The following is a 25,486-nucleotide window of genomic DNA, read 5'->3' as shown; positions in this document are numbered from 1 at the left end:
GCCTGGGTGCGCGGCAGCGCCCATGTGCGCCGCAGCACACGGGGACGCGGGTACGGGCGGGGGCGCAGCTGCGCCGGGGTGCGTGGGTACGGGCCAGAACGCGGAGAGGTGCCGATGCCCGGCTACGGGCCAGGACGTGGGAACGCACGGGTGCGCAGGTACGTGCCGATGGACGGCTACGGACCGGGGCGCGGGTACGCACGGATACGCGGGTACGGGCCGAAGCCCGGCTGCGCCGGGGTGCGCGGCTACGGACCGAGGCGCGGCGGCGCAAGCGGACGCAGACGCACCCGGGTACGCGGGTACGGGCCGGGGCGCGGCGGCGTCGCGGTTCGCGGGGGTGCGCGGAAGGCTCGCCGGATCACCAGGGTCACGGGTACAGACCGGTGCCATGCGTGTCTGCTCCATCCTCGTGGACAACACGGAACACCCCGCGGCCGGTATCCTGACTCCCGGTTCGGCGCACGCTCCCCGGCCTTCCCAGCGGATCGCTCCGCCAGTGGCCTGACCTGCCTCTTCGGCAGCTTCTTCGGTAACGCGCTCCCCGGTCACAGTGGCGGGACCGTGCCGGATTCACACCGGCTTCCCTGCACCGCGGGCCTTGGTTCACGACGATATAGTTGGACGTCCTAGTAAGTCCATACCCCTTCGCCCGCGCCCCGCCGGCCCGCCGGTCACTTCCCGCTGTCCTCGGCCAGGGTGTGGGCGACCAGGGCGTTGGCGTGGCCGTGACCGAGACCGTGCTCGGACTTCAGCCAGGAGACCAGCTCCATGTGCCTGGTCAGCGGCGAGGAGCGGATGAGCTCCTTCCACTCGGCGATCGGCCGTCCGTACTTCTTCTCGATCGAGGGGAAGTAGCTGGCGGGGCCCTTCACTGCGTCGGCCATGACGGGTTCCTCCGGTCTCTGCGTGGCTGCGGGGCTGCGGATCTTGTGGTGTCACCCTCTACGACCGGCGAAGTGACGCGGACTCATCGGCTGCGAGGTGTGCGCCGCGTCACATCCTCCGGATACGGCTTCCCGCCGCCCGAGGGCGAAAAGCCGTGGCACCTCGTACCACCCGACGACCAGACTGCGCCGGGTGAAGCTGCACCGGAACGAGATCCCCGTCGACGTACCACTGGTGCGCTCCCTGCTGGCGGCCGAGCGGCCCGAGTGGGCCGGGCTGCCGCTGGCGCCCGCGGGCTCGGGCACCGACAACGTCATGTACCGCCTCGGCGACGAGCTGCTCGTACGCGTACCCCGGGACGCCGACCGCGCCCGGCCGCTGCGCAAGGAGCGGGCCTGGCTGCCCCGGCTGGCGCCGCTGCTGACCCACCGGGTGCCCGAACCCGTCCACGCCGGGGCGCCCACCGGGGCCTTCCCGCTCCCCTGGTCGGTGCACCGCTGGATCGACGGCGAGCGCCCGGGACCGGACACCGTGCACGACTGGGCCGCCTTCGGCACGGACCTGGCCGCCTTCGTACGCGGACTCCACACCGCCGACCTGATGGGCGCGACCCGCGCGGACGAGGACCTCGACTGGTACCGGGGCGGCACCCTGGCCCCCTGCGACGAGTGGGTCACCCGGGACCTGGCCGCCTGCCGCGCGCACGCCGGGACCGCCCCCGCTTCCGAAACGGACCTGGACTTCGACGCCCTGGAGGAATGGTGGCGGGCCGCGCTCGCGCTGCCCGGGCCGTCCGGACCCCAGGGGTGGCTGCACGGCGACCTCCGACCGGCCAACCTCCTGGTCCTGGGCGGCAGACTGCACGCGGTCATCGACTTCGGCGGGCTCTCGGTGGGCTACCCCGACGCCGAGCACGCCCCGGTCTGGGACCTGCCACCGGCCGCCCGGGACGCCTACCGGGACGCCCTGGCGCTCGACCCGTCCACCTGGACCCGCGCCCGGGGCTGGGCCATCGCGGTCGGCGTCAGCGGGCTCGCCTACTACCGGCGCAGCCACCCCGCCTTCGCCGCCGAGTGCCGGGCCCGGTTGCAGGCCATCCAGGCCGACGCGGGCGGGGGTTGCCGACCTTGAGGGGGACCGCCTTGCCGCCGTCCGGGCCGCACTTCTAGAGTGACCTTTCAGAGGGACCTTCTACAGCAGCGTAGAACTTCCGGAGCGCCTCCGGAGACCGACGGTCCCAGGATGGTTCCGGAGGGCGGAGACCGTGTTCGGAGTGAGTGAGCTCGCGATACTGCTGATCGTCGTCCTGCTCGTGTTCGGTGCGAAGAAGCTGCCCGAACTGGCGCGCAACGCCGGCAAGGCGGCCCGCATCCTCAAGAGCGAGGCGCGCGCCATGAAGGCCGAGAACGCGGAGCCGGAGCCGGAGCCGGTTCCCGGTACGGGTACGGGTGCGGAGCCGGGTGCCGGTGCCGCGACGGGCCCTGGTGCGGCGGCCGGCCCGGCCCAGGGCACCGCCGCCGGCCAGAGCGGCGGGACGGTGCTCCAGGGGCGGATCGTGGACCCGGGCGAGCGGATCGGGTCGGCCGACCCGGACGGGGCGCGGCGCCGGCCGTAGCCCTACAGTGCACGGATGCCGTCGTACAGCATTGGACAGGCCGCCCGGCTGCTGGGCGTCAGCCCGGAGACCGTGCGCAGATGGGCCGACAGCGGGCGGCTGCGCATGGATCGGGACGGGACCGGCAACCGGGTGATCGACGGGGTCGGGCTCGCCGCCTTCGCCACCGAGCGGGCGCGCGGCGCCCACCAGGTGCCGGACAGCGTGGTCACCTCGGTGCGCAACTCCTTCGCCGGGATCATCACTGGGCTCGCGGTGGACGAGGTCGCCGCGCGGGTCGAGGTGCAGTGCGGCCCTCACCGGGTGGTGTCCGTGGTGACCCGTGAGGCGGTGGAGGAGCTGGGGATCGAGGTCGGGGTCACCGTGACCGCCCGGGTGAAGTCCACCAACGTGCACGTTGACCTGGTCTGACTCCCCGTCGCACGTGAACGTCGCACGCGAATGGCGTACGTGAAGGTGCGTACGTGAAGGGGCCCCGCCCCCGGCGACGGTGGGGGCGGAACCGCGTCCTTGCGCCGGCGGCCCGGGGGGCGGGCGAGCCGGCGGTCTCAGCGGCAGAGCAGCGCCGCGTAGAGGTCGAGCTTGTGGTCCAGCCGGGTCAGGTCCCGGCCGGTCAGGTCCTGGATGCGGCGGATGCGGTAGTGCACGGTGTTGACGTGCAGATGGAGCGCCTCGGCGGTGCGCGCCCAGGAGCAGTTGTGGGCGAGCGCCCCCCGACCACCACCCGCCCCTCCCCGGGAAACCCCCCATAATGCCCCCATGCGGATCTCAGCCAGAGCGGACTACGCGGTGCGGGCCGCCCTGCTGCTCGCGGCCGGGTCCCCGACCGGCCCCCTGAAGGCGGAGGCGATCGCCGACGCCCAGGACATCCCGCACAAGTTCCTCGAAGGCATCCTCAACGACATGCGGCGCGGCGGCCTGGTCATCAGCCAGCGCGGGGTGAACGGCGGCTACCGGCTCGCCCGGCCGGCGACGGAGATCAGCATCGCGGACGTGGTGCGGGCGGTGGACGGCCCCCTGGTCTCGGTACGGGGCGTCCGCCCGCCCGAACTGTCCTACAGCGGCCCCGCCGAGTCGCTGCTGCCGCTGTGGATCGCGCTACGGGCCAACGTCCGGCAGATCCTCGAAGGAGTGACCCTGGCGGATGTGACCTCCGGCCGGCTGCCCGCCGAGGTGCACGCCCTCACCGAGAACCCGGCCGCCTGGACCAATCCCTGACGGCCCCTCCGAACAGGCACTTCTCTCCCATCGAGACGGCGCCGTCCGCCATGCGGGCGCCCCTTGCCGTACCACCGGCTCCGCCCGGACCATATCCCTACCTTTCCAGTAGGAAAACTCTGCCGTCCCCCAGAGGACCGTCCGTCCACCGACCGAGCCCAGCGAGGTGACCGACCATGAGAATCCCGCTCATGCTCGCCCTTGCCGGACTCGGCGCCCAACTCTCGGACGGCAGCCGGGGGATGGCGTACGGCGTCACCTCCCCCGACGCCGGCGGGCGGGTGGTCGCCCGGATCGGTGTCCCGGGCACGGTGGGCGCCTTCGCCGCCGTATGGGGCCCCGCCCCCACCCCCACCCCCGAAGGGAGCACGCGATGAGCACCGCCCTGTCGTGCGAAGCCCCGTCCCCCACCCCCGAGGTCTCGCTCCCCCCGATCGACTCCCCCGGGCGGCCGTTACTGCTCCGGACCGCGCGGGAGGTGGCCGACGACCTCGCCGCCGACGCCGTCGACCGGGACCACGCGGGCAAGCCCCCGGTGGACGAGGCCGGCCGGCTCCGCGACGCCGGGCTGCCCGCCGCGCTCACCCCGCCGGGGCGGGGCCGCGGCACCGACTGGCGTACCGGCTGCGCGGTGATCCAGGAGGTGGCCGCGGCGGACAGCGCCATAGGCGAACTGCTGGCCCGGCACTACGTCCACGGCTGGGACGTGCGCTTCTACGGCTCCGCCGACCGCGCCTCCGCCCCGGAGCGGACGGCCGTCCACGGCGGCCCGCTGTGGGCCGGTGCGGTGCACGCCTCCGCCGCCGACCCGGCGGGCGCCGGCCCCGAGCTGACCCTGACCCCGACGGGCGCCGCCTATCTGCTCCACGGGACCCGGGCGGTGGACACCGCGGTGACCGTGGCGGACCAGTTCCTGGTGGACGCCGTCTGTACGGTCACCGGTGACGTCCTGCTCGTCCGGGTGCCGGCCGACCGCCCGGGGGTCAGCGTCGAACCGGCCACCGACCGCTTGGGCCAGCGCGTCGCCGGGGCGGGCACCGTGGCCTTCGACGGGGTCCCGGTGGACGCCCCGCAGGTGATCGGCGTCCGCCCGCCCGACGAGGAGGCCACCCCGCCCTTCACCGCGCTCGCCCCCTCCGCCCTGCGGCTGGCGCTCGCCCATGTCGGCCTGGGCATCCTGCACGGCGCCCTCGCCGAGGCCCGCGACCTCAGCCGCAACACCCCCCACCACCACCGGACCCACCATCCCGCCGCCCTCCCACCCGCCGAGGACCCCGACCTCCTCCTCGCGTTCGGCGAGCTCGCCTCCGCCACCCACACCGCGACCGCCGTGGTCGAGCGCGCCACCGACACCCTGGCCGCCGCCCTCGCCCCCGGCGCCGTACTCGACGGTGACCAACCCGCCGACATCGCCGCCCTGGTCGCCACCGCCGAGTCCGTCACCACCCGGGCCGCCCTCCAGCTCACCGCCCGCGTCCTCGAACTCGCCGACACCCCCGGCCTGGACCGCCACTGGCGCAACGCCCGCACCCTCACCGCCCACCGCTCCCCCGCCCACCTCCTCCGCGGCATCGGCGACCACTACCTCAACACCGCCTACCGCCACTGAGCCCGTCCCCCGGCCCGGCCCCTCCCGGCGGCTTCCCGCCCCTTTCCGTCCACACCGGCACGACCACGGCCATGGGCCTCGTCGCCGTCGGCCTCGCGGCGCTGCTCTACGCGGCCGGGGCGCGGCGGCGACGGGTACGGGGACAGGCGAGGCAACCGGCGGCAGCACCTCCGCGCCCTCCTGCCCCGCCCTCTCGGCGAGTTGGCGCTACACCCAGGTCACCTGGCATACGGCCGTGCGCGGCCTCGTAGCGAGCCGACGCCACCGGGATACGGCCGAGCCCGGCCCCGTGGCAGTCGGAAACGACCATCATGGAGCCGGGCACGGGCCGGGCACGGTAACCGCTGTCGGCGGCGTTACGCGGCCGGGGCCGGGGCGGGGCCGACCAGTTCCTCCAGGACGTCCTCCATCGTCACGTACCCGATGACCGCGCCGCCCTCGCCGGTGACGGCGGCCAGGTGGCTGCCGGCGGCGCGCAGGGCGGTGAGGGTGTCGTCCAGCGGGGTGTCCCGGGAGACCCGGGTGACGGTGTGCAGCGCCGAGCGGGGGAACGGCTTGTCCCGTTCGGCGACGCCCAGGGTGTCCTTGATGTGCAGGTAGCCGAGGACCGCGCCGGACGGTCCGGTCACCGGGAAGCGGGAGAACTTGGCCTCCGCCGCCGTGCGCTCCAGCTCGTCCGGGGTGACGGTGTGCGGCACCGTGCGCATCCGGGGCGCCGCGACCAGGACCTCGCCGACCGGCCGGGTGCCCAGCTCCAGGGCGTCCCGCAGCCGCTCGCCGTCGGCCGGGTCGAGCAGGCCCGCGTTGCTGGAGTCGGCCACCATCCGGGCCAGTTCGTCGTCGGTGAAGGCCGACTCCACCTCGTCCTTCGGCTCCACCTTGATCAGCCGCAGCAGGGTGTTGGCGAAGGCGTTGATGGCGAAGACGAACGGCTTGAGGGCCCGGGTGATCGCCACCAGGGACGGGCCGAGCAGCAGCGCGGTCCGGGCCGGAGCGGCCAGCGCGATGTTCTTCGGCACCATCTCGCCGATGAGCATGTGCGCGTAGGTGGCGGCGGCCAGCGCGATCACGAAGGCGATCGGGTGGACCAGCGCGTCCGGCACGCTGACGGCCGCGAACACCGGCTCCAGCAGGTGCGCGATGGCCGGTTCGGCGACCGCGCCCAGCACCAGCGAGGAGACGGTGATGCCGAGCTGGGCGGTGGCCATCATCTGGGAGATGTGCTCCAGCCCCCACAGGGTGGTCCGGGCGCGCTTGTCGCCCTGCTTGGCGGCCGGTTCGATCTGCGCGCGGCGCACCGAGATCAGCGCGAACTCGGCGGCCACGAAGAAGGCGTTGGTGAGCAGGGTGAGCAGGCCGATGAGGATCTGCACGGTGGTCATCGGGCCTCCTCCAGCTGGCGGCGGGCCCCGGCCACGACGGGGACCTCACCGTCGTCGGCGGCCTCGCCGGCCGGCTCGGTGATGTGGACCCGGTCGGCCCGGTGGTGGCTGACGTCGAGGACGTCCAGCTTCCAGCCGGCCACCTCCACGGTGTCGCCCTGGGCCGGGATACGGGCCAGGCGGTTGGCGATCAGCCCGGCGACCGTCTCGTACGGGCCGTCCGGCGCGCTCAGCCCGATGCCGGCCAGCTGGTCTATCCGGACGCTGCCGTCCGCCTCCCAGGTGGACCGGCCGTCCTCGGTCGCGGGCGCCGGCAGCAGGTCGGGGACCTCCAGCGGGTCGTGCTCGTCGCGCACCTCGCCGACGACCTCCTCCACGATGTCCTCCACCGTGGCCACACCGGCCGTGCCGCCGTACTCGTCGATCACGACGGCCATGGTCCGCTCGGCCCGCATCCGCTCAAGGAGGCGGTCGGCCGGCAGGGAGTCGGGGACCAGCAGCGGCGGGCTGGCCAGCGCGGTGACCGGGGTGGTGGACCGCCGGTCGGCGGGCAGCGCGAGCACATCGCGGATGTGCACGGTGCCGACCACCTCGTCCAGGCTCTGCCGGTAGACCGGGAAGCGGGACAGACCGGTGGCGAGGGTGAGGTTCGCGGCGTCGGCGGCGGTGGCGCCGGCCTCCAGCGCCAGCACCTCCACCCGCGGGGTCATCACGTTCTGCGCGGTCAGCTCGCTCAGGTGCAGGGTGCGGACGAACAGCTCGGCCGAGTCCTCCTCCAGGGCGCCCTCGCGCGCCGAGTGCTCGGCCAGCGCGACCAGTTCCTCCGGCGTACGGGCGGAGGCCAGCTCCTCGGCCGGCTCCAGGCCGACGCGGCGCACGAACCGGTTGGCGGTGGCGTTGAGGTGGCGGATGAACGGGCCGAAGGCCGCGGTGAACCCGCGCTGCGGGGTGGCCACCACCCGGGCGACCGCCAGCGGGCGGGAGATCGCCCAGTTCTTCGGCACCAGCTCGCCGATGACCATCAGCACCACCGTGGACAGGGCGACGCCCAGCACGGTGGCGACGGAGGAGGCGGCGGCGCCCAGGCCGATGGCCCGCAGCGGCCCGCCCAGCAGGGCGGCGAAGGACGGCTCGGCCAGCATGCCGATGACCAGGGAGGTGACCGTGATGCCGAGCTGCGCCCCGGAGAGCTGGAGCGTCAGCTTGCGTACGGCCGCCAGGGCGCTCGACGCGCCGCGCTCACCGGCGGCGGCCGAGCGTTCCAGCTCGCCCCGCTCGACGGTGGTCAGGGAGAACTCGGCGGCCACGAACACCGCGCACGCGAGAGTGAGGGCCAGGGCGGCGAGCAGCAGCAGGACCTCGGTCACCGTGCCACCCCCGTTCCCCGGCTCGAATCGTGCGGGCGGGCGGTGGCACGGCTGGTACTGGGAGGTTCACCCATCGCGGGTCCGTGGCTCCTTGTCGGTGAGGTGTGGGGGACGGCGGGCCGAAGGCCCCGCACGCCAGTGGTCCGAAGCCACTGTCGTGCCGTGGCTTCTACACCCACTGTAAAGGAATCACCAAGAAGCCGGGAGTCCGTGCCGGTCGCGGAGGTCGCTCAGAGGCGGGGTCGCTCAGAGACGGGGCAGACGGAGACGCTCAGAGCGGGGACGCTCACGGGCAGGGACGCTCAGAGCGGGGTCGCCGCCCGCAGCACGAAGAAGAGGGTGACCGCGGAGTTGGCCGAGGACCAGGCCGAGGCCGCCACCCCGGCCGTGGCGCCCCAGGCGGCCAGCCCCGCCGTGGTCCGCAGCGGCGGCCAGCGGTACCCGGCCGGGGCGGGCCGCAGCAGCGCGGCCACCCGGCGCGGGACCGGGCCCGCCGCGGCCAGCCCGGCGAGGGTCGGTACGGGCGCTCCGCGCGAGACCAGCGCTGCCTTGCCGATGGCCCGCGCCACCGTGCGCCGGCTGCCCACCGCGAGGGCGGCCTCCTCGTCGGCCCACCGCTCGGCGGTGTACGCCACGGCGGTGCCGAGCGGCCGCAGGAACGGGTTGGCGTCCGCGGCCAGCCGTACCGCCAGCAGATAGCGGTGGTGGGCGCCCGCCAGATGGGCCCGCTCATGGGCGAAGAGCGCCCGCCGCTCGGCCGCCGTCAGCCCGGCCAGCATCCCGGTGCTCACCACCACCCGCCCGCCCGCACCCCGTACGCCGCCGGGCAGCGCGTACGCGTACGGGACCGGGTCCGGCAGCACCGCCACCGAGGAGGGGCGCAGCGCGCCGAGCGCCCGGCCGGCCCGGCGGCGCACCCGGTGGTGCCGCCACCCGGTGCGCACCGCCACGGCCACCACCGCGAGCAGGGCGGGGATCGCGGCCGGGCCCGCCACCTCGTCGTACGGCACGGCCGCCCGTACCTCCGGGTCGGACCAGCCGTCCGGCAGCGGGTTGCCGGGCAGTTGGGCGGTGCCGACCACCACCAGCAGCCCCAGGCACAGGGTGCTGCACAGGGCCAGGACGACGGCGACCACGCCCAGCAGCCGGGTGGCCGTACGCGGGTGCAGATGCTGCTCGGCGAGCCGGGCCACCGGCCAGGCGCTCAGCGGCAGCACCAGCGGCAGGAAGACGAAGACGCCCACGGCGGTCAGTCCCCCGCCCCGCCGCCGGCCCCCTCGTCTCCAGCCTCCTCCTCGGTCTGGGCCAGCAGTCCGCGCAGCAGCTCCTCGTCCCCGGGCGGCAGCGCGGTGACGAAGCTGGCCAGCACCGCGCCCCGGTCCGCCTCTCCGTCCAGCACCCGGCGCATCCGCAGCGCGGCGAGACCCGCCTCGTCGGCCGTGGGGGTCCAGACGAACGACCGCCCGGAGCGCTCCCGGGTGACCGCCCCCTTGGCGTGCAGCCGGGTCAGGATGGTGATCACCGTGGTGTACGCCAGGCCGGTCCCCAGGCGCTGCTGCACCCAGCCGGTGTTCACCGGGGTGCGCGCCTGCCGCAGCGCGGCCAGCACCTGCGCCTCCAGCTCACCCTGCCCGCGCCTGCGCGGCGGCTCCGGGGCACCGCCCCGCGCCCCGCCGCCGTCCCCCGCCCGGTCCCGCTCGGCCATCCCGCTCCCTCCGCCCACCGCGCTCTCCGCCCGATCGCCCAGCGTAGTGGCCGCCCACCCGAGGACGCCGGGACAGCTTCCCCTCCCCCTTGGAGGTTCCTCCGAGCAGGCTCGCATCTGCCATGGCCAAAGCGCTGAAACATTGCAAACAAGAGGTCACGGTGCCTACCGTTCCGGACATGCAGTCCTACACAATCGGTCAGGCCGCGCGGCTGCTGGGCGTCAGCCCGGACACCGCGCGCCGCTGGGCGGATGCCGGACGGGTCGCGACCCATCGCGACGAAGGCGGCCGCCGCCTCATCGACGGGCAGGCCTTGGCCGCGTTCTCGATCGAGGTGGCGCAGCAGGGCAACGGGGAGGAAGACGTCCCCTACACCTCCGCCCGCAACGCGTTCCCGGGCATCGTCACCGCGATCAAGCTCGGCGATGTCGCGGCCCAGGTCGAGATCCAGGCCGGGCCGCACCGGCTGGTTTCCCTGCTCACCCGTGAGGCCGTCGAGGAACTGGGCCTGGAGGTCGGCATGCAGGCCACGGCCCGTGTGAAGTCCACCAGCGTCCATATCGACCGCCCCTGACGACTCCAGGAGTCGCCCCGATGTCCCTGTCCCTGTCCCAGCTCCCCGCCCGCCGCCGCGCCGCGGCCGCCCTCACCGGTGCCGCGCTGCTGCTCCCGCTCACCGCCTGCGGCTCCGACGCCGACTCCGGCGCGAAGGACGAGGGCCGGAGCGCCTCGCCGTCCGCCTCCGCCCCCCAGGCGCCGGCGGCCGACCTCACCGTGCTGGCCGCCGCCTCCCTCACCGACGTCTTCAAGACGGCGGGCGCCGCGTACGAGAAGAGCCACCCCGGCACCAAGCTGAACTTCTCCTTCGCCGGCTCGCAGGAGCTGATCGCCCAGATCCGGAACGGCGCCCCCGCCGACGCCCTGGTCACCGCCGACACCAAGAGCATGGACAAGGTGAGGGCGGAGGCCGAGACCCCGGTCGTGATCGCCAAGAACCGCCTGGTCATCGCCACCGGCGAGGGCAACCCCGAGAAGGTCGACGAGCTGAAGGACCTCGCCGATCCCCGGCTCAAGGTGGTGCTGGCCGCCCCCGAGGTGCCGGCCGGCAAGTACAGCAAGCAGGTGCTGGACAAGCAGAAGATCACCGTGAAGCCGGTCTCCCAGGAGGCCAGCGTCCGCGCGGTGCTGAGCAAGGTCCAGCTGGGCGAGGCGGACGCGGGCCTGGTCTACAAGACGGACGCCGACAGCGCCCCCGACAAGGTGGACGCCGTCGAGATCCCGGACGACCAGAACGCCATCGCCGAGTACCCGGCCGCCGCGCTGAAGGACTCGAAGAACGCGGCCGCCGCCCAGGCGTTCGTCGCCTGGCTGTCCGGCCCCGAGGGGCAGAAGATCCTGCTGGAGGCCGGCTTCCAGTCGCCGAAGCCGCAGGGCTGAGCCGCCGGACGCGGACGGCGGGAACAGGAACGGGACGCATGGGAACGAAGGACCGGGTACGGGCGGGGGCGCGTGCGGGCGTACGCCCCCGTACCCGGGTGCCCGTCCCCCTCGTCCTGCCCGCGCTGCTCGCCGTCGGCTTCCTGCTGCTGCCGCTGGTCGGGATCCTGGCCCGCACCTCCTGGGGTGAGCTGGGCGCCCACCTCACCAGCCCGGAGGCGCTCCAGGCGCTGCGGCTCTCCCTGCTGGTGTCCTTCTGGGCACTGGGGCTGTCGCTGCTCCTCGGGGTGCCGCTGGCCTGGCTGCTGGCCCGGGTGGACTTCCCCGGCAAGGCCCTGGTCCGCTCGCTCGTCCTGCTGCCGATGGTGCTGCCGCCGACCGTGGGCGGGGTGGCGCTGCTGCTCGGCTTCGGGCGGCGCGGGCTGCTCGGGCCGTGGCTGGAGGACTGGTTCGGCGTCACCCTGCCCTTCCACACCTCCGGGGCCGTGGTCGCCGCCACCTTCGTGGCCATGCCGTTCCTGGTGATCAGCCTGGAGGGCGCGCTGGCGGGCCTGAACCGGCGCTACGAGGAGACCGCCGCCTCCCTCGGCGCCTCCCCGGCCCGGGTGTTCGCCACGGTCACCCTGCCGATGGTGGCCCCCGGTCTGGCCGCCGGGGCGGCGCTCACCTGGGCGCGGGCGCTGGGCGAGTTCGGCGCCACGATCACCTTCGCGGGCAATCTGCCCGGCAGTACGCAGACCCTGCCGCTCCAGGTCTACCTGCTGCTCCAGGAGCGCCCCGAGGCCGCGACCTCGGTCTCCCTCCTCCTGCTGGCCATCGCCATGACGGTGCTCATCGCCCTGCGCGGTCGCTGGTCCACCACCCCCAGGGACCGCCACCCGGCCGCCCCGGAACAGCCCGCCGCCGAGCCCCTCCCCGTAGCTCCACAGGCACCGTCCCCGTCCCCCGCCACCCCCTCATCCCTGCACGCCGACCTCACCGGCTTCCTCCGCCTCACCCTGGACGCCGAGCCCGGCACCACCATCGCCGTGGTCGGGCCCAACGGCGCCGGGAAGACCACCCTGCTGCGCGCGCTGCTGGGGCTCACCGACCGGGCCACCGCCCGGCTCCGGCTCGGCGGCGACGAGGTCGGCGCGCTGGCCCCGCACCGCCGCCAGGTCGCCTGGGTGCCGCAGGACGGCGCCCTCTTCCCCCATCTCACCGCCCTCGCCAACACCGCCTACGGGCTGCGCGCCCAGGGCACCGCCCGCGCCGAGGCCCGGCACGCCGCCCAGGGGTGGCTGGACCGGCTCGGGGTCGGGCACTTGGCCCACCGCCGCCCGGCCCAGCTCTCGGGCGGCCAGGCCCAGCGCGTCGCCCTGGCCCGGGCGCTCGCCGCCCGCCCCCGCCTCCTCCTCCTCGACGAACCGCTGGCCGCGCTCGACCAGACCACCCGCGCCCATGTCCGGCACACCCTGCGCCGCCATCTGGACGGCTTCGGCGGGGTCTGCCTGATGGTCACCCACGACCCGGTGGAGGCGGTCTCGCTGGCCGACCGGGTCCTCGTCCTGGAGGACGGGCGCCCGGTGCAGTACGCCGCCCCCGCCGAGGTCGCCCGGCACCCCCGCTCGGCCTGGGTGGCCCGGATGCTGGGCCGCAACGCCTGGCCGGGCACCGCCACCGCCGAGGGGCTGACCACCCCCGGTGGCGCGGCCGTGGTCGCCGCCGAACCGATCACCCCCGGCACCGACGCCCTCGCGATCATCGCCCCGGAAGCGGTCTCCCTCCACCGCGAACCGCCCGGCGGCAGCCCGCGCAACACCTGGCCGGGCACGGTCCGCGAGATCACCGCGGTCGGCTCCCGGCTGCGCACCCTGATCACCTGCCCGGACGCCCCCGACCTGGTCGCCGAGATCACCCCGGCCGCCGCCGCCGACCTCGCCCTCACCGACGGCACCCCGGTGTACGCGGCCGTCAAGGCCACCGAAGTCGTCCTCGTCCCCCGCTGAGGCACCCGGGACCGCCCCGCTACGCGGCTCCGAAAGCAGGGAAGGCAGCGAAGCCGTCCCGCCGCGTTCGAGCTTGCGGACCACGCCGACGGACACCGCGGCGGCTTCCGCCACCTGCTCCCGTGCTCATGCCACCTCGAAGTGCCTTGCGGCGAACGCGGTGGTCACGCCGAGGATCGCCTCCAGCTCGGCCACGGCCGTGGCCTCGTCCGTCATGTGGACGGTGGCGATACCCAACTCGGCAGACGGCCGCAGGTTCATGGCGTGATCGTCCAAGCTCGGACACCATATGCACGTCGAACAGGTCCCAGATGCCGGCGTGTTCGTACGGGTTGAACGGGTCGAGACCGAAGCTGTTGGACAGCAGCGCGAGCCGGTGGCCGGTGGCGCGCGGCCCGGGCGAGCGCGACCATCCGGCCGGCCACGGGCACCTCGGCCCACGCCCGCCCCATCAGGTTCACCGGATCCACGTGCTTCCCGAGGAGAGGGGCCGTGCCCTCGTTCCAATCGGACTGCCCTATCCTTCCGATCTCCAGCGCGGTGTAGAGACGCCGCCCTTCGGGATGGTCGTTGAGCGTGCCGCGCCAGGTAGCCGGACCGCCGCGCCCCCATCTCCCCAACCCCCCGCCCCCGCGGATAGGTTCAGCCCTCATGCGGCACTTCGAACGGGACATCCTCACCATGGCCGACGAACTCGCGGAGGCGTACGCGGAGGTCTTCACCGCCCCTCCCTGGCCGCGCCGGGACCGTGCGGAGACCCGGGCGGCGTTTCGGGAGCGGCTGGAGACCGACGCCTGCCGCCCCGGGTTCCGGGCCGTGCTCGCCCTGTCGGACGGCGGCGGGGTCGACGGGTTCGCCACCGGGTGGACCGCCCTCGCCCCGTTCCGCACCGACCGCGCCTACCCCCAGGTGACGCGCCGCCTCGGCGCCGAGCGAGTGGAGGAGCTGTTGGTCGGCGCCTTCGAGGTGGACGAGCTGGGGGTACGGGAGCACGCCCGCGGGACCGGTCTTGGGCGGCGGCTGCTGGGCGCGCTCACCGAGACGGTGCCGGACGGGCGTGCCTGGTTGCTGGCCTGGGTCGGGGCACCGGACACGCTCGCGTTCTACCGCCGGATGGGCTGGCAGGAGCCCGCACCGCTGCCCGGGGACCCGACGGACGTCGTGGTCTTCCTCGCGCCCAGCTGACCGGGCGGGCACCCGGTGCGCCCGGCGCCTCGGCGGGGGCGGGGCATCGGGTCGACGCGGGTCCGGAACCCGCCGGGACCGCCCCGCTACGCGGCTCCGCCGGTGAGCCGTGCCCGGGCGGGCTCCAGCAGCTCCAGGGCCTCCGCCCAGCGGAAGCCGTCCCCGCCGCCGATCAGGACGCCCATCTCCCGCAGGGTGGCCAGGCTGCGGGCGTAGGCGGGGTGGGCGGCGAGCGGGGGGCCGACGGCCGGGAGTACGGCGGTGGGCACCCCCTTCCCGTACGCCTCGCAGAGGATGCCCAGGGCCAGGGTGTCGGCGATCCCGGCGGCCCACTTGTTGAGGGTGTTGAAGGTGGCCGGGGCGACCGCCAGGGCGTCCGGGTCGCGCGGCGGCCGCTCCTCGCCGGGCAGCCGCCAGGCCGACCGGACCGGGCGGCCGGTCGCCGCCTCCACGGCGGCCCGGTCCAGGAAGCCCAGCCCCTGCGGGGTGGCGATCACCCCGACCTCCCAGCCGCGCCCCCGGGCCTCGGCCAGCAGGTCGCCGACGCCGCCGGCGACGCCCGCCGCGCAGACGACCACCCCCAGCAGCGGCCGCCGGGCGGTGTCCTCGGCCTCGTGCGCGGTCATTGCGGCTCCTGACTCCCGGGGGCGGCCAACGGCCGGACGGTACACCGGCGCTGACACCGCGCCGGTTCCGCGGTCTTCCGTCCCACCGTCCTGTCGGGGCCCCCGCGCGGGTGAGTACCCTGAGCCTGTCGCGGACTCGCCCCCCACCACGCCCCTTGCGGCGCGGCCGATCCGCCGAACACTTCAGAGCAGTCGGTCAGGCGGGTAGGTGCACAGGGTGCTGGTGGCGGATCGGTACCGGGTGGAGTCGGCCATCGGCCGCGGCGCGATGGGAGAGGTCTGGCGCGCCACGGACGAGGTGCTGGGGCGGCCGGTGGCACTGAAGCTGCTGCTCGGCGACGACTCCGACGCGGAGACGGCGGCGCGCTTCCGGCTGGAGGGGCAGACCGCCGCCCGGCTGAGCCACCCGCATGTGGTCGGGGTCTTCGACTTCGGCGCCTGGGACGGCCGGTTCTACCTGGTCATGGAGTACGTGGCCGGGCACAGCCTCGCCCAGGAGCTGGCCGGGGCGGGGGCGCTCACCCCCGACCGGGTGGCCGTGGTCGCCGCGCACACCGCCGCCGGGCTGGCCCTCGCCCACCGGCAGGGCATCGTGCACCGGGACATCAAGCCGGGCAACCTGCTCACCGACGCCGACGGCACGGTGAAGCTGGGCGACTTCGGCATAGCCCGGTTCGTGGACGACCCGGCCGCCGCGCTGACCACCGCGGGGCAGATCGTGGGCACCAGCCTCTATCTGGCGCCCGAACGCGCCCTCGGGCAGCCGGCCGGGCCCGCCTCGGACGTGTACTCGCTGGGCTGTGTGCTGTACCAGCTGCTCACCGGGCAGCCGCCGTTCCACGCCGACACCTCCACGGCCATCCTCTACCAGCACATCGACTCCGCCCCGGTGCCGCCGACCACCCTGGGGGTGCCGGTCACCCCGGAGTTCGAGCGGCGGCTGCTGGCCATGCTCGCCAAGCGGCCCGAGGCACGGCCCACCGCCCAGCAGATCGCCGACTTCTTCGGCTCCGGCGTCTGGCGCGGCGCCCCGGCCCACCTGGCCGCGGCCCCGTCCGGCCCCCCGGCGCCCGCCACCGGCATCGCGCCGCTGCCGGCCGCGTCCCCCGCCACCCGGCCCTCCGGCCCCACCACGTACGCCCTGCCGGGCACCGCCGCCCCGCGCACCGGCCGCGGCCGGCGCGCCCAGCCCACCCGGCGCCCCACCACCTCGGCCCGCGCCTTCGTCAGCCGCCGCCCCCGGGTGGCCAGCGCCATCGCCGGGACGGTGGCCTTCCTGGCCGCCGTCTGGCTGGGCATGGCGATCTTCGCGCCCGACACCGGCTCGGCCACCACCCCCGCCGAACCCCCCACCGGCGCCGTCACCGCCCCGGCCGCCCCCACCACCCCGGAGCGGTGACCGGCCTCCGTCCGTCCGCCGTCAGGACACGTCCTCCATCCGCGGCATCTCGCCCTTCACCGTGTGGATGTCGATCACCGAGAACGCCGCGCCCATCGGGTCGCCCAGCGCGGCGAACCTGCCGAACGGGCTGTCCATCGGGCCGTAGTAGACGCTGCCGCCCAACTCGCGGGTCCTGGCGCAGGCGCGGTCCACGTCGTCCACGGTGAAGTAGACGTTCAGATAGGGCGGCATCTCCGGCGGGAAGTCCTCGCCGCTGATCGACATCCGGCCCAGCACGGTGTCCTCGCCCAGGTTGTAGAGGCGGAAGTCGCCGCCGGGGTCGTCCATCCGCTGCTGCCGGTAGCCGAAGACCGCCTGGAAGAAGGCGTCGGCGCGCTCCGGTTCCCGGGTGAAGACCTCGGCCCAGCAGTAGGCTCCGCGCATCGGCGGCCGGGCGTCGAAGCCGCGGTGGGTGCCGGGCTGCCAGACGCCGAAGACGACGCCGCTCGGCTCCCGGGCCAGCGCCATGGTGCCGAACTCGCCGACCGCCATGGGCTCCATCAGCAGCTGCCCGCCGTTCCGGCGGATCTTCTCGGCGGTGGCGGCGGCGTCCGGCGAGGCGAGGTAGAGGCACCAGGCCGAGACGTCCTCCGCGCCCGGCATCGGCGGCACCACGGCGGCGGCCGCCTTCCCCTCGGCGTACGCCTCCGTGTAGTCGCCGTACTCGGTGGACGACTCGCCGAACGTCCAGCCGAGCACCTCCGCGTAGTAGCTCTTGGCACCCGCGAGGTCGGCGAACATGGCGTCCGCCCAGATCGGCGTGCCCTCGCGCACGGCGGCCTTTCCGGCCGCGGTGGCGTGCACGGTCGGCTCGCTCCCGGCGGCCTGGCCGGTCCCGGTGGACGGTGCGGGTTCTGCGGGGTGTGCGGTCATGGCGATGCTCTTCTCTCCCACTCGGCCGCCGTACGCCGATCCTGTACGGGAGACCCCGATCCCCCCGCGGATCGCCCCGGAGCCCGGCCGGGGTTCCGTTCGGACCCCACTCGGACCCCACTCGGGACCCACTCGGATCTCGCCCGCGCGCATCCGGATGGGACCGCGATCGCACCCGCGCCTCGTACGGATCGCGCGCGGTTCTCGCTCGTTCGGCGGACTGTCTCCGGAAAAACCGGCCCGAATTGTCACGCTAGCGAGGCTTGTCCCGTCCCGCGCGTCGAAAATCTGCGAGTCGGTCGGTACATCCGCTTGACGGGGTGTCATACTGAGGGCTGTAGCCCGTCGTGCATCCCCCGTCGCGACGGGCTACACCTATGCCCGCACGCGCCCGAGGGCCGCACCGGGCATACGCGCCCGGCATACGCCAGGCACGGGCAAGGGACTCCCCTCGTGGCCCCCTGCCCGTGTTTTTTCGAGTTAACAGTGACGTAGAGTGGTTACGCAAGTCCGAATCCGCTGCGGAGGCGGAAGGGCGGTGGGCTACCGTACGGGGCCCGTTACCGTAAGCGAACCACTCGCGACCGGGAGACACCGGATGACCGACGGCGAACAGCACGCGCCCGAGCTGAGGACGCTGCAGCAGAAGGTCTCGTACATGGTCGAGCGGACCTTTCCCGGCCAGCGGGTCTCCGGCCGGTTCTTCGCCGACCTGGTCAGGGATCGCGGCGGCTCGCTCTCCCACAGCTACTTCTCCAACATCCTGGCGGGCAAGGTCACCCACCCCTCCGAGGACATCCTGAAGGCGCTCGGGCTGGGCTTCGGCGTGGACTGGCGGTTCTTCAAGGAGGAGTCGGAGGTCGTCGACGACGTGGTGGCGGGGCTCCAGTTCCTCGCCAGGAGCCGCACCGGGGACATCGTCGGCATCGCGGCGCGCGGGATGGGCGAGGACGGGATTCCGGCCGAACTGCTGGAGCTCGCGCTCTCCCTCCTGGAGGAGGAGAAGCAGAACCGGGGGCAGGGGCGGCCCGGCGCCGACCCCCGGGACGGGCGGCCGTGAACACCGCCCGGGCGCGGGGGTGTACGCACAGCGACCCGCGGCCACGCCCCCGCGACCACACCGAGGCCGCGGCGTCGGCCGCACCGCAGCCCCTGGAGCCCGCCGTATGACCACCGCCCCGCCCCGCCCCACCGCCGAGCGCGCCGCATGACCACCGCCCCGCCCCTCCCCGCCGCGGAGCCCGCCGCATGACCACCGCCCCGGCCCTCCCCGCCGCCGAGCGCGCCGCCGCCGAGCGCTTCCAGCCCCTCGCGCGGGCCGTCACCGACGCCCTCCAGCCGCGCAACGTGCTGCTGGCCGGGATGACCGGGCTCGGCTGGGCGGCGGCCGGGCACTGGAGCGGGCTGCTCTGGGGGCTGCTGGGGGCGCTCTGCGCCGGGATCGTGCCCGCCGGGTACATCGAGTGGGAGCGCGGGCGCGGCCGCTGGGGCGACCGCCATGTGGTGGACCGCACCAAGCGCGCCCCAATCTTCCTGGTCATCCTCGGCTCGGTCGGCACCGGCGCCTTGGTGATGACCGCCGGGCACGCCCCGGCCGGGATCCTCCTCGCCATGCTGGGCCTGTGGGTGATGACCATCGGGCTGCTGGCCGTCAACACGGTGTGGAAGATCTCGGTGGACGCCTCGGTCGCCTCGGCGGTGGTCGCGCTGCTCGCCGCCGTGCACAGCCCCTGGTGGCTGCCGGGGTACGCGATGACGGCCGCCGTCTGCTGGAGCCGGGTGGCGCTCGGCTACCACACGCGGGGCCAGGTCCTCGCGGGCAGCGCGCTGGGCGCGGCCACCACCCTGGTCTACCTGGGCTGAGTCCCTTCGGGCCGGTGCAGGCCGAAGGTGGTGAAGGCGGTACGGGAGGGCAGCGGGTACGCCTCCGGGCCGCCGGCCGCACCGGTGAGCGCGTTGACGATGACCGCGGACCGCCAGGCGGCCAGCCCCAGATCGGGCACGCCCACCCCGTGGCTGTGCCGCTCGGCGTTCTGCACGAACACCGAGCCGCCCACCGCCGGATCGAGCACCAGCCGCTGCTCCCCGTCCACCAGCGGCCGCCCGCGCCCGTCCCGGCCGAGGTACTTCTCCAGCGGGCCGAGCAGCACCTCCAGCGGCCGCTCGCGGTAGCCGGTGGCCAGCACCACGGCATCGGTGGCCAGGGTCTCCCGGGCGTCCTGCCGCCGGTGCCGCAGCGCCAGCTCCACCCGCCCGCCGCGGCGCTCCGCCCCGGTCACCTCCACCCCCGGCGTCAGCACCACGTCCGGCCAGCCGCCGCCCAGGGTGCGCCGGTACAGCTCGTCGTGGATCGCGCCCAGGGTCTCCGCGTCGACCCCCTTGTACAGCTGCCACTGCGCGGGCAGCAGCCGGTCGCGCTCCGCCTCGGGCAGCGCGCGGAAGTAGGCGGTGTAGTCGGGGGTGAACTGCTCAAGACCGATCTTGGAGTACTCCATCGGCGCGAACGCCTCGGTGCGCGCCAGCCAGCTCAGCCCCTCCGCCCCGGCCGGCCGGGCCCGCAGCAGGTCGAGCAGGATCTCGGCGCCGGACTGCCCGGCGCCGACCACGGTGACCCGCCGGGCGGCCAGCAGCTCCGCCCGGTGCTCCAGGTAGTCGGCGGAGTGCAGTACGGGCACCCCGGGGTCGGCGGCGAGGGAGCGCAGCGGCTCCGGTACGTGCGGGGCGGTGCCGACGCCGAGCGCCAGGTGCCGCGCGTACAGCCGCCCGGGGCTGGTCTCCTGGTAGGTGAAGTCCACCGCGAACGCGGCCCGTTCGGCGTCCCAGGCCAGCCGCTCCACCCGGTGCCCGAACCGGCAGCCGGCCAGCCCCTCGCTGGCCCAGCGCAGATACGCCTCGTACTCGGCCCGGTCGATGTGGAACCGCTCGGCGAAGTAGAACGGGAACAGCCGCCCGGTGGCGCGTACGTAGTTGAGGAAGGACCACCGGCTGGTCGGGTCCACCAGGCTGACCAGGTCGGCCAGGAAGGGCACCTGGAGGGTGGCGCCCTCGATCAGCAGCCCGGGGTGCCAGCGGAAGGCGGGGCGCTGCTCCAGGAACGCGGCCCGCAGCCCGGGCACCCCGTCGGCGAGCGCCGCCAGCGACAGGTTGAACGGCCCGGCGCCCACCCCCAGCAGGTCCAGCGGCCGCTCGGCGGTGCCGTCCCCGCCGGATATACGGGGCGTGGGGTCGCTGGCGGTCATACGGTTCCTCCGTCGGTACGTGCGGTGGTGCGTGGTGCGGGGAGAACGGGGGTGACGGGCTCCGCGGCCAGGTCCAGCAGCCCGGCGAAGTCGGCGGCCCGGGTGTGCGGGTGCAGCAGGGTGGCCTTCAGCCACAGCCGCGCCCCGCCCCGCTCGCCGTCCTCGGCGCGGGCGCGGCCCAGCACCGCCCGCCCCTCCTGGAGCAGCCGCCGCCGCACCTCGGCCACCAGGGCGTCCCCCTGCTCCGGGGGCAGCCGGTCGGCGGCGGTGGGCCGGAACAGCACGGTGCTGATCCCCGTACCGCCGGGGCGGCGGCGCAGCCCCGGGTGGGCGTCGATCCGGGCGGCCAGCTCCTCGGCGGTGGCCACGCACCGCTCCACCAGCGCCGCCATGCCGTCCCGGCCCAGGGCCCGCAGGGTGGCGGCGATCTTCAGCGCGTCGGGGCGCCGGGAGGTGCGCAGCGAGCGGCCGAGCAGGTCCGGCAGCCCGGCCTCGGTGTCGTCGTCGGCGTTGAGGTAGTCGGCGGTCAGCCGCAGCGGCGCGAGATACCGGGCGTCGGCGACCGCCAGCACCCCGGCGGCCACCGGCTGCCAGCCCAGCTTGTGCAGGTCGCAGGTGACCGAGTCGGCCCGCTCGACCCCGGCCAGCCGGGGGGCCAGCCGCTCGCTGAACAGCAGCGGTCCGCCGTAGGCGGCGTCCACGTGCAGCCGCGCCCGGTGCGCGGCGGCGGCGTCGGCGAGGGCGGGCAGCGGGTCGATCAGCCCCTCGTCGGTGGTCCCGGCGGTGGCCACCACCAGGGCGGCCGCGCCGGCGGGCAGCGCGGCCAGGGCGCCGCGTACCGCCTCGGGGTCCAGCCGCCCGCCCGGGCACTCCACGGCCACCGGCTCGGGCAGCCCGAGCAGCCAGGCGGCCCGCCGGACGCTGTGGTGGGCGGTAGCCCCGCACACCACCCGCAGCGTCCGCCCGCCCGCGGCCCGGGCCTCCTCCCGGGCCAGCAGCAGCCCCAGCAGATTGGACTCGGTGCCCCCGCTGGTGATCAGCGCGTCGGGGCCGGGGGACCCTGGGCCCCGCCGGTACACCAGCCGGGCCAGCTCGGCGGTCACCGCCCGCTCGACGGTGGTGGCGGCGGGCGCCTGGTCCCAGGAGTCCATCGAGGGGTTGAGCGCGGAGGCGGCCAGGTCGGCGGCGGCGGCCACGGCCAGCGGCGGGCAGTGCAGATGGGCCGCGCACGCCGGGTCGGCCGGGTCCGCGGCGCCCTCGGCGACCAGCTCCACCAGTTCGCGCAGCGCCGTCTCGGCGCCCACCCCGTGCCGGGGCAGCACCTCCAGCGCGCCGAACCGCTCCTCCACCCCCTCGGGCCCGCCCCCGGGCAGCGGCCCGCCCCGCCGCACCGCCCCGGCCCGCAGCGCGTCCAGCACCACGGCGGTCAGCGGCGCGAGGGCGTCCGCCCCGTGCACCCCTCCGGCCAGCGCGGCGCGCCCCCGGGGGCCGGCGGTGGGGTCGCCGATCGGGTTGTCCCCTGCCCCGCTCACGCGCCCCGCCGCCCCTGCCGGGGGGCCCGCCGAGGGGTGCGCCGGGCACCCGGCCGGGCGACCGCCGCCAGCGCCCCCGCGATCCGCTCCAGCACCGCGTCCGCCTCCCCGTCCGTCAGCGTCAGCGGCGGCAGCAGCCTCAGCACGGTGTCCTCCCGCCCGCCGAGCTCCAGCATCAGTCCGCGCTCCAGGCAGGCGGCGCGCAGGGCGGAGGCCAGCACCGGGTCACCGGGCGGGTTGCCCAGCCGGTCCGGCGGGCCCGCCGGGTCCACGATCTCCACCCCGATCATCAGCCCCCTGCCCCGCACCTCACCGAACTCCGGCCGGGACTCCGCCATCTCCCGCAGCTCACGGCGGATCCGCTCGCCCAGTTTCGCGGCCCGCTCGGGCAGCTGCTCCTCCGCCACCGTGCGCAGGGTGATCTCCCCGGCCACCATCGCCAGGGTGTTGCCCCGGAAGGTCCCGGTGTGCGCGCCGGGCAGCCAGCGGTCCAGCTCGGAGCGGTACGCGATGAGGGCCAGCGGCAGTCCGCCGCCGACCGCCTTGGAGGCGACCAGGATGTCCGGGACCACCCCGGCGCGCTCGCAGGCCCAGAAGTGCCCGGTGCGGCCGACGCCGGTCTGGATCTCGTCCACGATCAGCAGCACCCCGTGCTCGGCGGTGATCCGGCGGACCTCGCGCAGCCAGCCGTCCGGTCCCTCCACCACCCCGCCCTCGCCCTGGACGACCTCCAGGATCACGGCGGCGGGCCGCTCGACACCGCTGCTGGGGTCGGTGATCAGGCTCTCCAGCACCCGGGCCGACAGCTCCCCCGCCGCCTCCGGGGCGCCGCCGACGCCGAACGGGCAGCGGTACGCGTACGGGTAGGGCACCCGGGTCACCGGCTGGGCGTCGGCCGGGCCGCCCGCCCGCATCCCCGCGGGCCCGGACACGGCCGCCGCGCCCAGGGTCATCCCGTGGTACGCCCCGGTGAACGCGACGATCCCGCGCCGCCCGGTGGCCGTACGGGCCAGCTTCAGCGCCGCCTCCACCGCGTCCGTCCCGGCCGGGCCGCAGAAGTGCAGCCGGGCGTCCTCGCGCAGCCCACCGGGCAGACGGCGCAGGAACTCGGCGCAGAACGCGTCCTTCTGCGGGGTGATCAGGTCCAGCGCGTGCAGCAGCGCCCCGGAGGCCAGGGTGGCCTGGAGGGCGTCGATCACGGCGGGGTGGTTGTGCCCGAGGGCGAGGGTGCCCGCCCCGGAGAGGCAGTCGAGATAGGTCCGCCCGTCGACCCCGGTGACCTGGGCCCCGGCGGCCGTGGCCGGGGCGACCGGCAGGGTGCGGGCGTAGGTGCGAGCCGCCGACTCGCGTTGGGTCTGACGGTCGAGAAGCTGGGCTCGCAGCATGGCGGACAGCGCCCTTCGTCGTTCCGCGTCATCCTTCTGACGGTCAGTTAGGCTAGCCTAACCTGAAGGTGCGCCTCCGGTGGCGGCCACCCGCCCCCACCACCGCACCAGGACAGCGTCCCACCGACACAACCGCCAACGACAGCCGCGAACTTGACGACACGCCCGCATGGTCCCGCTTGCACGTACGTCCACTAATCGCCCGGAAGAGTGACGACTCGTCCGGTTTGCCCCGCCCAGGAGCGAGCATCCGTACCCCACGAGGAAACCGGACCACCGGCGTCATGGCACCGTGAGGAGGGCAACCGAGATGGCACCAGCGGCGACGTCCCCATCGACCGCGGCGCAGGGCGCGAAGGCGGTGCCGCTCAGCCCGCGGCCAGCAGCTCCGCGAGGAAGGCGTCCAACTCCTCCAGATTCTCCTGGCCCGCCGGGACGGACGCGTACGAGGAGGCGAGGAAGCGCTCCAGCGAGGGCGCCCAGACCGAGAAGACGGTCTCGCCCAGCAGCTCGATGCACAGCTCCTGCCGGCTGCCGTTCAGCGAGGGCCACATCCGCACATCGCCCTCGCCCACCGTGCCCCGCATCCCCTCCCAGAGCATGTCCCGGTCCAGCCGCCATTCGGCGTAGACGCAGCCGCCGTGGGTGAAGCCGATGATGACGGCATACGGGTCACGGGCGTCATAGGTCAGATGCGCCAGCACGGGCACCTCGTGGCCCTCGGCCGACACCAGGCGCATGAAGACCTTGTCGCGCAGGACAGGAGTCATCTCGTCGGGGGCCATCTCGTCCTCCAGGGGTGGGGGTAGCGGGCAGGACAGCGACCTCTTCCCGGTGCCCCGGGCCATCCGCCTCATGCGGATGTTCACCCAGGTGTACTCCGTACGGCCGCGCTCCGGCGCGCGCCGGGCCGTCAACCTTCTTACCGTGACTGAATGATCGTCAGTTCGTTCGCCGCCGCCGTGCTGCCCGCCGTGCTGCTGCTCGCGCCCGCCGCGCCCCCCGCCGGGGGGCCCTCCGCACCCGCCGCCGCGCGGTCGGTCGCCGGGCCGCGCCCCGTGGAGCCCATGCCGCCGCGCCCCGCCGCGGCGGCCGGTCCCGCGCTGCTGCACCGCCCCGGCACCCAGGTCCGGGTGCCCCCCGGGGTGGCGGGCCCGCCGGCGGTGACGGCCCGGGCGTATCTGGTGGCCGACGCCCGCAGCGGCGACGTGCTGGCGGCCCGCGACGCCCACAGGCAGCTGCCGCCCGCCTCCACCCTGAAGACGCTCTTCGCGCTGACCGCGCTGCCCGGGCAGTCCCCCGAACGGCAGCACACCGTCAGCGAGCACGAACTGCGCGGGGTCGGTGACGGTTCCAGCCTGGTCGGCGTGCGCGAGGAGGTCACCTACAAGCTGGCCGACCTGTGGCGGGGGGTCTTCCTCAGCTCCGGCAACGACGCGGTGCGGGTGCTGGCCGGGCTGAACGGCGGCTGGCAGCGCACCGCCCGCGAGATGGAGGCCAAGGCCCGCTCACTGGGCGCCCTGGACACCCGGGTGAAGTCCCCCGACGGCTACGACACCGAGGGCCAGGTCTCCTCCGCGTACGACCTGGCGGTCTTCGGCCGGGCCGGGCTGCAGAACCCGGACTTCGCCCGGTACGCGGCCACCGCCGAGGCCGACTTCCCCGGCGGCGGCTGGTCCTACGGCATCCGCAACACCAACCGCCTGCTCACCGGCGACGACGGAGTCGGGCGCTACCCCGGCGTCCTCGGCATCAAGAACGGCTACACCACCAACGCCGGGCACACCCTGATCACCGCCGCCCGGCACGGCTCGCGCACCCTGGTGGTCTCCGTGATGAACCCCCGCAGCGGAGGCGCCTTCGACGTCTACGAGGAGGCCCGCCGCCTCCTCGACTGGGGCTTCGCCGCCGCCCCCAAGGCCCAGCCGGTCGGCTCCATCCTCCCCCCGCCCCCGCCCCCCCCCACCCCCACCCCCCCCCCCCCCCCCCCCCCCC

At 75.2% G+C, this 25,486-nt stretch carries 25 protein-coding genes, 2 pseudogenes and 1 riboswitch; of the genes and pseudogenes, 14 read left to right on the top strand and 13 right to left on the bottom strand.

Annotated elements, in window-relative coordinates:
- Positions 1 to 418 precede the first annotated feature (418 nt).
- Positions 419 to 612: riboswitch (cobalamin riboswitch) on the bottom strand.
- A gap of 62 nt (positions 613 to 674) precedes the next feature.
- Positions 675 to 887, bottom strand: coding sequence for a DUF4287 domain-containing protein (locus M1O15_RS21990; protein ID WP_248635834.1), 213 nt, complete (start codon positions 885 to 887; stop codon positions 675 to 677).
- A gap of 193 nt (positions 888 to 1,080) precedes the next feature.
- Here M1O15_RS21990 and M1O15_RS21985 point away from each other — a divergent pair, with 193 nt between their 5' ends.
- The 3 genes from M1O15_RS21985 to M1O15_RS21975 all read left to right on the top strand — a co-directional run bounded on the left by M1O15_RS21985 (position 1,081) and on the right by M1O15_RS21975 (position 2,914).
- Positions 1,081 to 2,019, top strand: a complete 939-nt coding sequence (locus M1O15_RS21985) for an aminoglycoside phosphotransferase family protein (RefSeq protein ID WP_248635833.1) — start codon at positions 1,081 to 1,083, stop codon at positions 2,017 to 2,019.
- Positions 2,020 to 2,161: 142 nt separating this feature from the next.
- On the top strand, positions 2,162 to 2,503 hold the full coding sequence (tatA, locus tag M1O15_RS31910; protein WP_372499537.1) for a twin-arginine translocase TatA/TatE family subunit: 342 nt from the start codon (positions 2,162 to 2,164) through the stop codon (positions 2,501 to 2,503).
- A gap of 15 nt (positions 2,504 to 2,518) precedes the next feature.
- Positions 2,519 to 2,914 carry a TOBE domain-containing protein gene (locus M1O15_RS21975; protein WP_248635832.1) on the top strand — a complete coding sequence of 132 codons (396 nt, stop codon included), beginning with the start codon at positions 2,519 to 2,521 and terminating at the stop codon, positions 2,912 to 2,914.
- A 137-nt stretch (positions 2,915 to 3,051) separates the two neighbouring features.
- On the opposite strand, the pseudogene M1O15_RS21970 reads toward M1O15_RS21975, so the two are convergent.
- Positions 3,052 to 3,210 (bottom strand): annotated as a pseudogene (locus tag M1O15_RS21970) (helix-turn-helix domain-containing protein); the annotation flags it as partial.
- A 52-nt stretch (positions 3,211 to 3,262) separates the two neighbouring features.
- On the opposite strand from M1O15_RS21970, the gene M1O15_RS21965 reads away from it, so the two are divergent.
- The 3 genes from M1O15_RS21965 to M1O15_RS21955 all read left to right on the top strand — a co-directional run bounded on the left by M1O15_RS21965 (position 3,263) and on the right by M1O15_RS21955 (position 5,330).
- Positions 3,263 to 3,721: an RrF2 family transcriptional regulator gene (locus M1O15_RS21965; protein ID WP_248635831.1), complete on the top strand. Its 459-nt coding sequence runs from the start codon at positions 3,263 to 3,265 to the stop codon at positions 3,719 to 3,721.
- Between the two features lie 176 nt (positions 3,722 to 3,897).
- Positions 3,898 to 4,098, top strand: a complete 201-nt coding sequence (locus tag M1O15_RS21960) for a hypothetical protein (protein WP_248635830.1) — start codon at positions 3,898 to 3,900, stop codon at positions 4,096 to 4,098.
- Positions 4,095 to 5,330, top strand: coding sequence for an acyl-CoA dehydrogenase family protein (locus M1O15_RS21955; RefSeq protein WP_248635829.1), 1,236 nt, complete (start codon positions 4,095 to 4,097; stop codon positions 5,328 to 5,330). Before M1O15_RS21960 ends, M1O15_RS21955 begins: the two co-directional genes overlap by 4 nt.
- A gap of 356 nt (positions 5,331 to 5,686) precedes the next feature.
- On the opposite strand, the gene M1O15_RS21950 is transcribed toward M1O15_RS21955, so the two are convergent.
- The 4 genes from M1O15_RS21950 to M1O15_RS21935 all read right to left on the bottom strand — a co-directional run bounded on the left by M1O15_RS21950 (position 5,687) and on the right by M1O15_RS21935 (position 9,784).
- On the bottom strand, positions 5,687 to 6,712 hold the full coding sequence (locus M1O15_RS21950) for a hemolysin family protein (RefSeq protein WP_248635828.1): 1,026 nt from the start codon (positions 6,710 to 6,712) through the stop codon (positions 5,687 to 5,689).
- A complete protein-coding gene (locus M1O15_RS21945; protein ID WP_248635827.1) occupies positions 6,709 to 8,079 on the bottom strand; it encodes a hemolysin family protein in 1,371 nt (456 codons plus the stop codon). Before M1O15_RS21945 ends, M1O15_RS21950 begins: the two co-directional genes overlap by 4 nt.
- Positions 8,080 to 8,381: 302 nt before the next feature.
- Positions 8,382 to 9,323 carry a M56 family metallopeptidase gene (locus tag M1O15_RS21940; protein WP_248635826.1) on the bottom strand — a complete coding sequence of 314 codons (942 nt, stop codon included), beginning with the start codon at positions 9,321 to 9,323 and terminating at the stop codon, positions 8,382 to 8,384.
- Positions 9,324 to 9,328: 5 nt separating this feature from the next.
- Positions 9,329 to 9,784 carry a BlaI/MecI/CopY family transcriptional regulator gene (locus M1O15_RS21935; RefSeq protein ID WP_248635825.1) on the bottom strand — a complete coding sequence of 152 codons (456 nt, stop codon included), beginning with the start codon at positions 9,782 to 9,784 and terminating at the stop codon, positions 9,329 to 9,331.
- Positions 9,785 to 9,963: 179 nt separating this feature from the next.
- On the opposite strand from M1O15_RS21935, the gene M1O15_RS21930 reads away from it, so the two are divergent.
- The 3 genes from M1O15_RS21930 to M1O15_RS21920 are packed head-to-tail and all read left to right on the top strand — an operon-like array spanning position 9,964 to position 13,210.
- Positions 9,964 to 10,359, top strand: coding sequence for a TOBE domain-containing protein (locus tag M1O15_RS21930; RefSeq protein WP_248635824.1), 396 nt, complete (start codon positions 9,964 to 9,966; stop codon positions 10,357 to 10,359).
- A 32-nt stretch (positions 10,360 to 10,391) separates the two neighbouring features.
- Complete coding sequence (modA, locus tag M1O15_RS21925) at positions 10,392 to 11,222, top strand: molybdate ABC transporter substrate-binding protein (RefSeq protein ID WP_248635923.1); 831 nt, start codon at positions 10,392 to 10,394, stop codon at positions 11,220 to 11,222.
- A gap of 38 nt (positions 11,223 to 11,260) precedes the next feature.
- Positions 11,261 to 13,210 (top strand): ABC transporter permease, encoded by a 1,950-nt coding sequence (locus M1O15_RS21920; protein WP_248635823.1) that lies wholly within the window; start codon positions 11,261 to 11,263, stop codon positions 13,208 to 13,210.
- Between the two features lie 126 nt (positions 13,211 to 13,336).
- Here the strand turns inward: M1O15_RS21920 and M1O15_RS21915 are convergent.
- Positions 13,337 to 13,806 (bottom strand): annotated as a pseudogene (locus M1O15_RS21915) (HAD family hydrolase); the annotation flags it as partial.
- A 55-nt stretch (positions 13,807 to 13,861) separates the two neighbouring features.
- On the opposite strand from M1O15_RS21915, the gene M1O15_RS21910 reads away from it, so the two are divergent.
- Positions 13,862 to 14,395: a GNAT family N-acetyltransferase gene (locus M1O15_RS21910; RefSeq protein ID WP_248635822.1), complete on the top strand. Its 534-nt coding sequence runs from the start codon at positions 13,862 to 13,864 to the stop codon at positions 14,393 to 14,395.
- Positions 14,396 to 14,481: 86 nt separating this feature from the next.
- Here the strand turns inward: M1O15_RS21910 and M1O15_RS21905 are convergent, their stop codons facing one another.
- Positions 14,482 to 15,021 (bottom strand): flavoprotein, encoded by a 540-nt coding sequence (locus M1O15_RS21905; RefSeq protein WP_248635821.1) that lies wholly within the window; start codon positions 15,019 to 15,021, stop codon positions 14,482 to 14,484.
- A gap of 217 nt (positions 15,022 to 15,238) precedes the next feature.
- Between M1O15_RS21905 and M1O15_RS21900 the strand changes: the two genes are divergently transcribed.
- Positions 15,239 to 16,420: a serine/threonine-protein kinase gene (locus M1O15_RS21900; protein WP_308282382.1), complete on the top strand. Its 1,182-nt coding sequence runs from the start codon at positions 15,239 to 15,241 to the stop codon at positions 16,418 to 16,420.
- A gap of 21 nt (positions 16,421 to 16,441) precedes the next feature.
- Here M1O15_RS21900 and M1O15_RS21895 read toward each other — a convergent pair whose 3' ends face one another.
- On the bottom strand, positions 16,442 to 17,203 hold the full coding sequence (locus tag M1O15_RS21895; protein WP_248635921.1) for a VOC family protein: 762 nt from the start codon (positions 17,201 to 17,203) through the stop codon (positions 16,442 to 16,444).
- Between the two features lie 730 nt (positions 17,204 to 17,933).
- Here M1O15_RS21895 and M1O15_RS21890 point away from each other — a divergent pair.
- Entirely contained in the window at positions 17,934 to 18,395 is a 462-nt protein-coding gene (locus tag M1O15_RS21890; protein ID WP_248635820.1) for a hypothetical protein, read from the top strand.
- 188 nt (positions 18,396 to 18,583) lie between these two features.
- Complete coding sequence (locus M1O15_RS21885; protein WP_248635819.1) at positions 18,584 to 19,198, top strand: phosphatase PAP2 family protein; 615 nt, start codon at positions 18,584 to 18,586, stop codon at positions 19,196 to 19,198.
- Here the strand turns inward: M1O15_RS21885 and M1O15_RS21880 are convergent.
- From M1O15_RS21880 to M1O15_RS21865, 4 genes are all read right to left on the bottom strand, one after another.
- Complete coding sequence (locus M1O15_RS21880) at positions 19,186 to 20,574, bottom strand: lysine N(6)-hydroxylase/L-ornithine N(5)-oxygenase family protein (protein ID WP_248635818.1); 1,389 nt, start codon at positions 20,572 to 20,574, stop codon at positions 19,186 to 19,188. The two genes, M1O15_RS21885 and M1O15_RS21880, sit on opposite strands and share 13 nt — an antisense overlap.
- On the bottom strand, positions 20,571 to 22,106 hold the full coding sequence (locus M1O15_RS21875; RefSeq protein WP_372499536.1) for a pyridoxal phosphate-dependent decarboxylase family protein: 1,536 nt from the start codon (positions 22,104 to 22,106) through the stop codon (positions 20,571 to 20,573). Before M1O15_RS21875 ends, M1O15_RS21880 begins: the two co-directional genes overlap by 4 nt.
- Entirely contained in the window at positions 22,103 to 23,491 is a 1,389-nt protein-coding gene (locus M1O15_RS21870; RefSeq protein WP_248635817.1) for a diaminobutyrate--2-oxoglutarate transaminase family protein, read from the bottom strand. Before M1O15_RS21870 ends, M1O15_RS21875 begins: the two co-directional genes overlap by 4 nt.
- A 368-nt stretch (positions 23,492 to 23,859) precedes the next feature.
- Positions 23,860 to 24,360, bottom strand: coding sequence for an SsgA family sporulation/cell division regulator (locus M1O15_RS21865; protein ID WP_248635816.1), 501 nt, complete (start codon positions 24,358 to 24,360; stop codon positions 23,860 to 23,862).
- 66 nt (positions 24,361 to 24,426) lie between these two features.
- Between M1O15_RS21865 and M1O15_RS21860 the strand changes: the two genes are divergently transcribed.
- Positions 24,427 to 25,486: D-alanyl-D-alanine carboxypeptidase family protein (locus M1O15_RS21860; protein ID WP_248635815.1), on the top strand; the 1,060-nt coding region annotated here is incomplete at its 3' end.

Source organism: Streptomyces lichenis (genome assembly GCF_023218175.1).
Taxonomy (GTDB): Bacteria; Actinomycetota; Actinomycetes; order Streptomycetales; family Streptomycetaceae; genus Streptomyces; species Streptomyces lichenis.
Note: the sequence above shows the minus strand (reverse complement) of the source record. Positions and strands in the feature narration are given on the sequence as shown.

Excerpts from the sequence above, each read along its gene's own strand:
- M1O15_RS21905 (WP_248635821.1), bottom strand. The coding sequence starts at position 15,021 with ATGACCGCGCACGAGGCCGAGGACACCGCCCGGCGGCCGCTGCTGGGG.
- M1O15_RS21920 (WP_248635823.1), top strand. The coding sequence starts at position 11,261 with ATGGGAACGAAGGACCGGGTACGGGCGGGGGCGCGTGCGGGCGTACGC.
- M1O15_RS21885 (WP_248635819.1), top strand. The coding sequence starts at position 18,584 with ATGACCACCGCCCCGGCCCTCCCCGCCGCCGAGCGCGCCGCCGCCGAG.
- M1O15_RS21975 (WP_248635832.1), top strand. The coding sequence starts at position 2,519 with ATGCCGTCGTACAGCATTGGACAGGCCGCCCGGCTGCTGGGCGTCAGC.
- M1O15_RS21990 (WP_248635834.1), bottom strand. The coding sequence starts at position 887 with ATGGCCGACGCAGTGAAGGGCCCCGCCAGCTACTTCCCCTCGATCGAG.
- M1O15_RS21935 (WP_248635825.1), bottom strand. The coding sequence starts at position 9,784 with ATGGCCGAGCGGGACCGGGCGGGGGACGGCGGCGGGGCGCGGGGCGGT.
- M1O15_RS21890 (WP_248635820.1), top strand. The coding sequence starts at position 17,934 with ATGACCGACGGCGAACAGCACGCGCCCGAGCTGAGGACGCTGCAGCAG.
- M1O15_RS21960 (WP_248635830.1), top strand. The coding sequence starts at position 3,898 with ATGAGAATCCCGCTCATGCTCGCCCTTGCCGGACTCGGCGCCCAACTC.
- M1O15_RS21950 (WP_248635828.1), bottom strand. The coding sequence starts at position 6,712 with ATGACCACCGTGCAGATCCTCATCGGCCTGCTCACCCTGCTCACCAAC.
- M1O15_RS21880 (WP_248635818.1), bottom strand. The coding sequence starts at position 20,574 with ATGACCGCCAGCGACCCCACGCCCCGTATATCCGGCGGGGACGGCACC.
- M1O15_RS21955 (WP_248635829.1), top strand. The coding sequence starts at position 4,095 with ATGAGCACCGCCCTGTCGTGCGAAGCCCCGTCCCCCACCCCCGAGGTC.
- M1O15_RS21895 (WP_248635921.1), bottom strand. The coding sequence starts at position 17,203 with ATGTTCGCCGACCTCGCGGGTGCCAAGAGCTACTACGCGGAGGTGCTC.
- M1O15_RS21930 (WP_248635824.1), top strand. The coding sequence starts at position 9,964 with ATGCAGTCCTACACAATCGGTCAGGCCGCGCGGCTGCTGGGCGTCAGC.
- M1O15_RS21870 (WP_248635817.1), bottom strand. The coding sequence starts at position 23,491 with ATGCTGCGAGCCCAGCTTCTCGACCGTCAGACCCAACGCGAGTCGGCG.
- M1O15_RS21910 (WP_248635822.1), top strand. The coding sequence starts at position 13,862 with ATGCGGCACTTCGAACGGGACATCCTCACCATGGCCGACGAACTCGCG.
- M1O15_RS21965 (WP_248635831.1), top strand. The coding sequence starts at position 3,263 with ATGCGGATCTCAGCCAGAGCGGACTACGCGGTGCGGGCCGCCCTGCTG.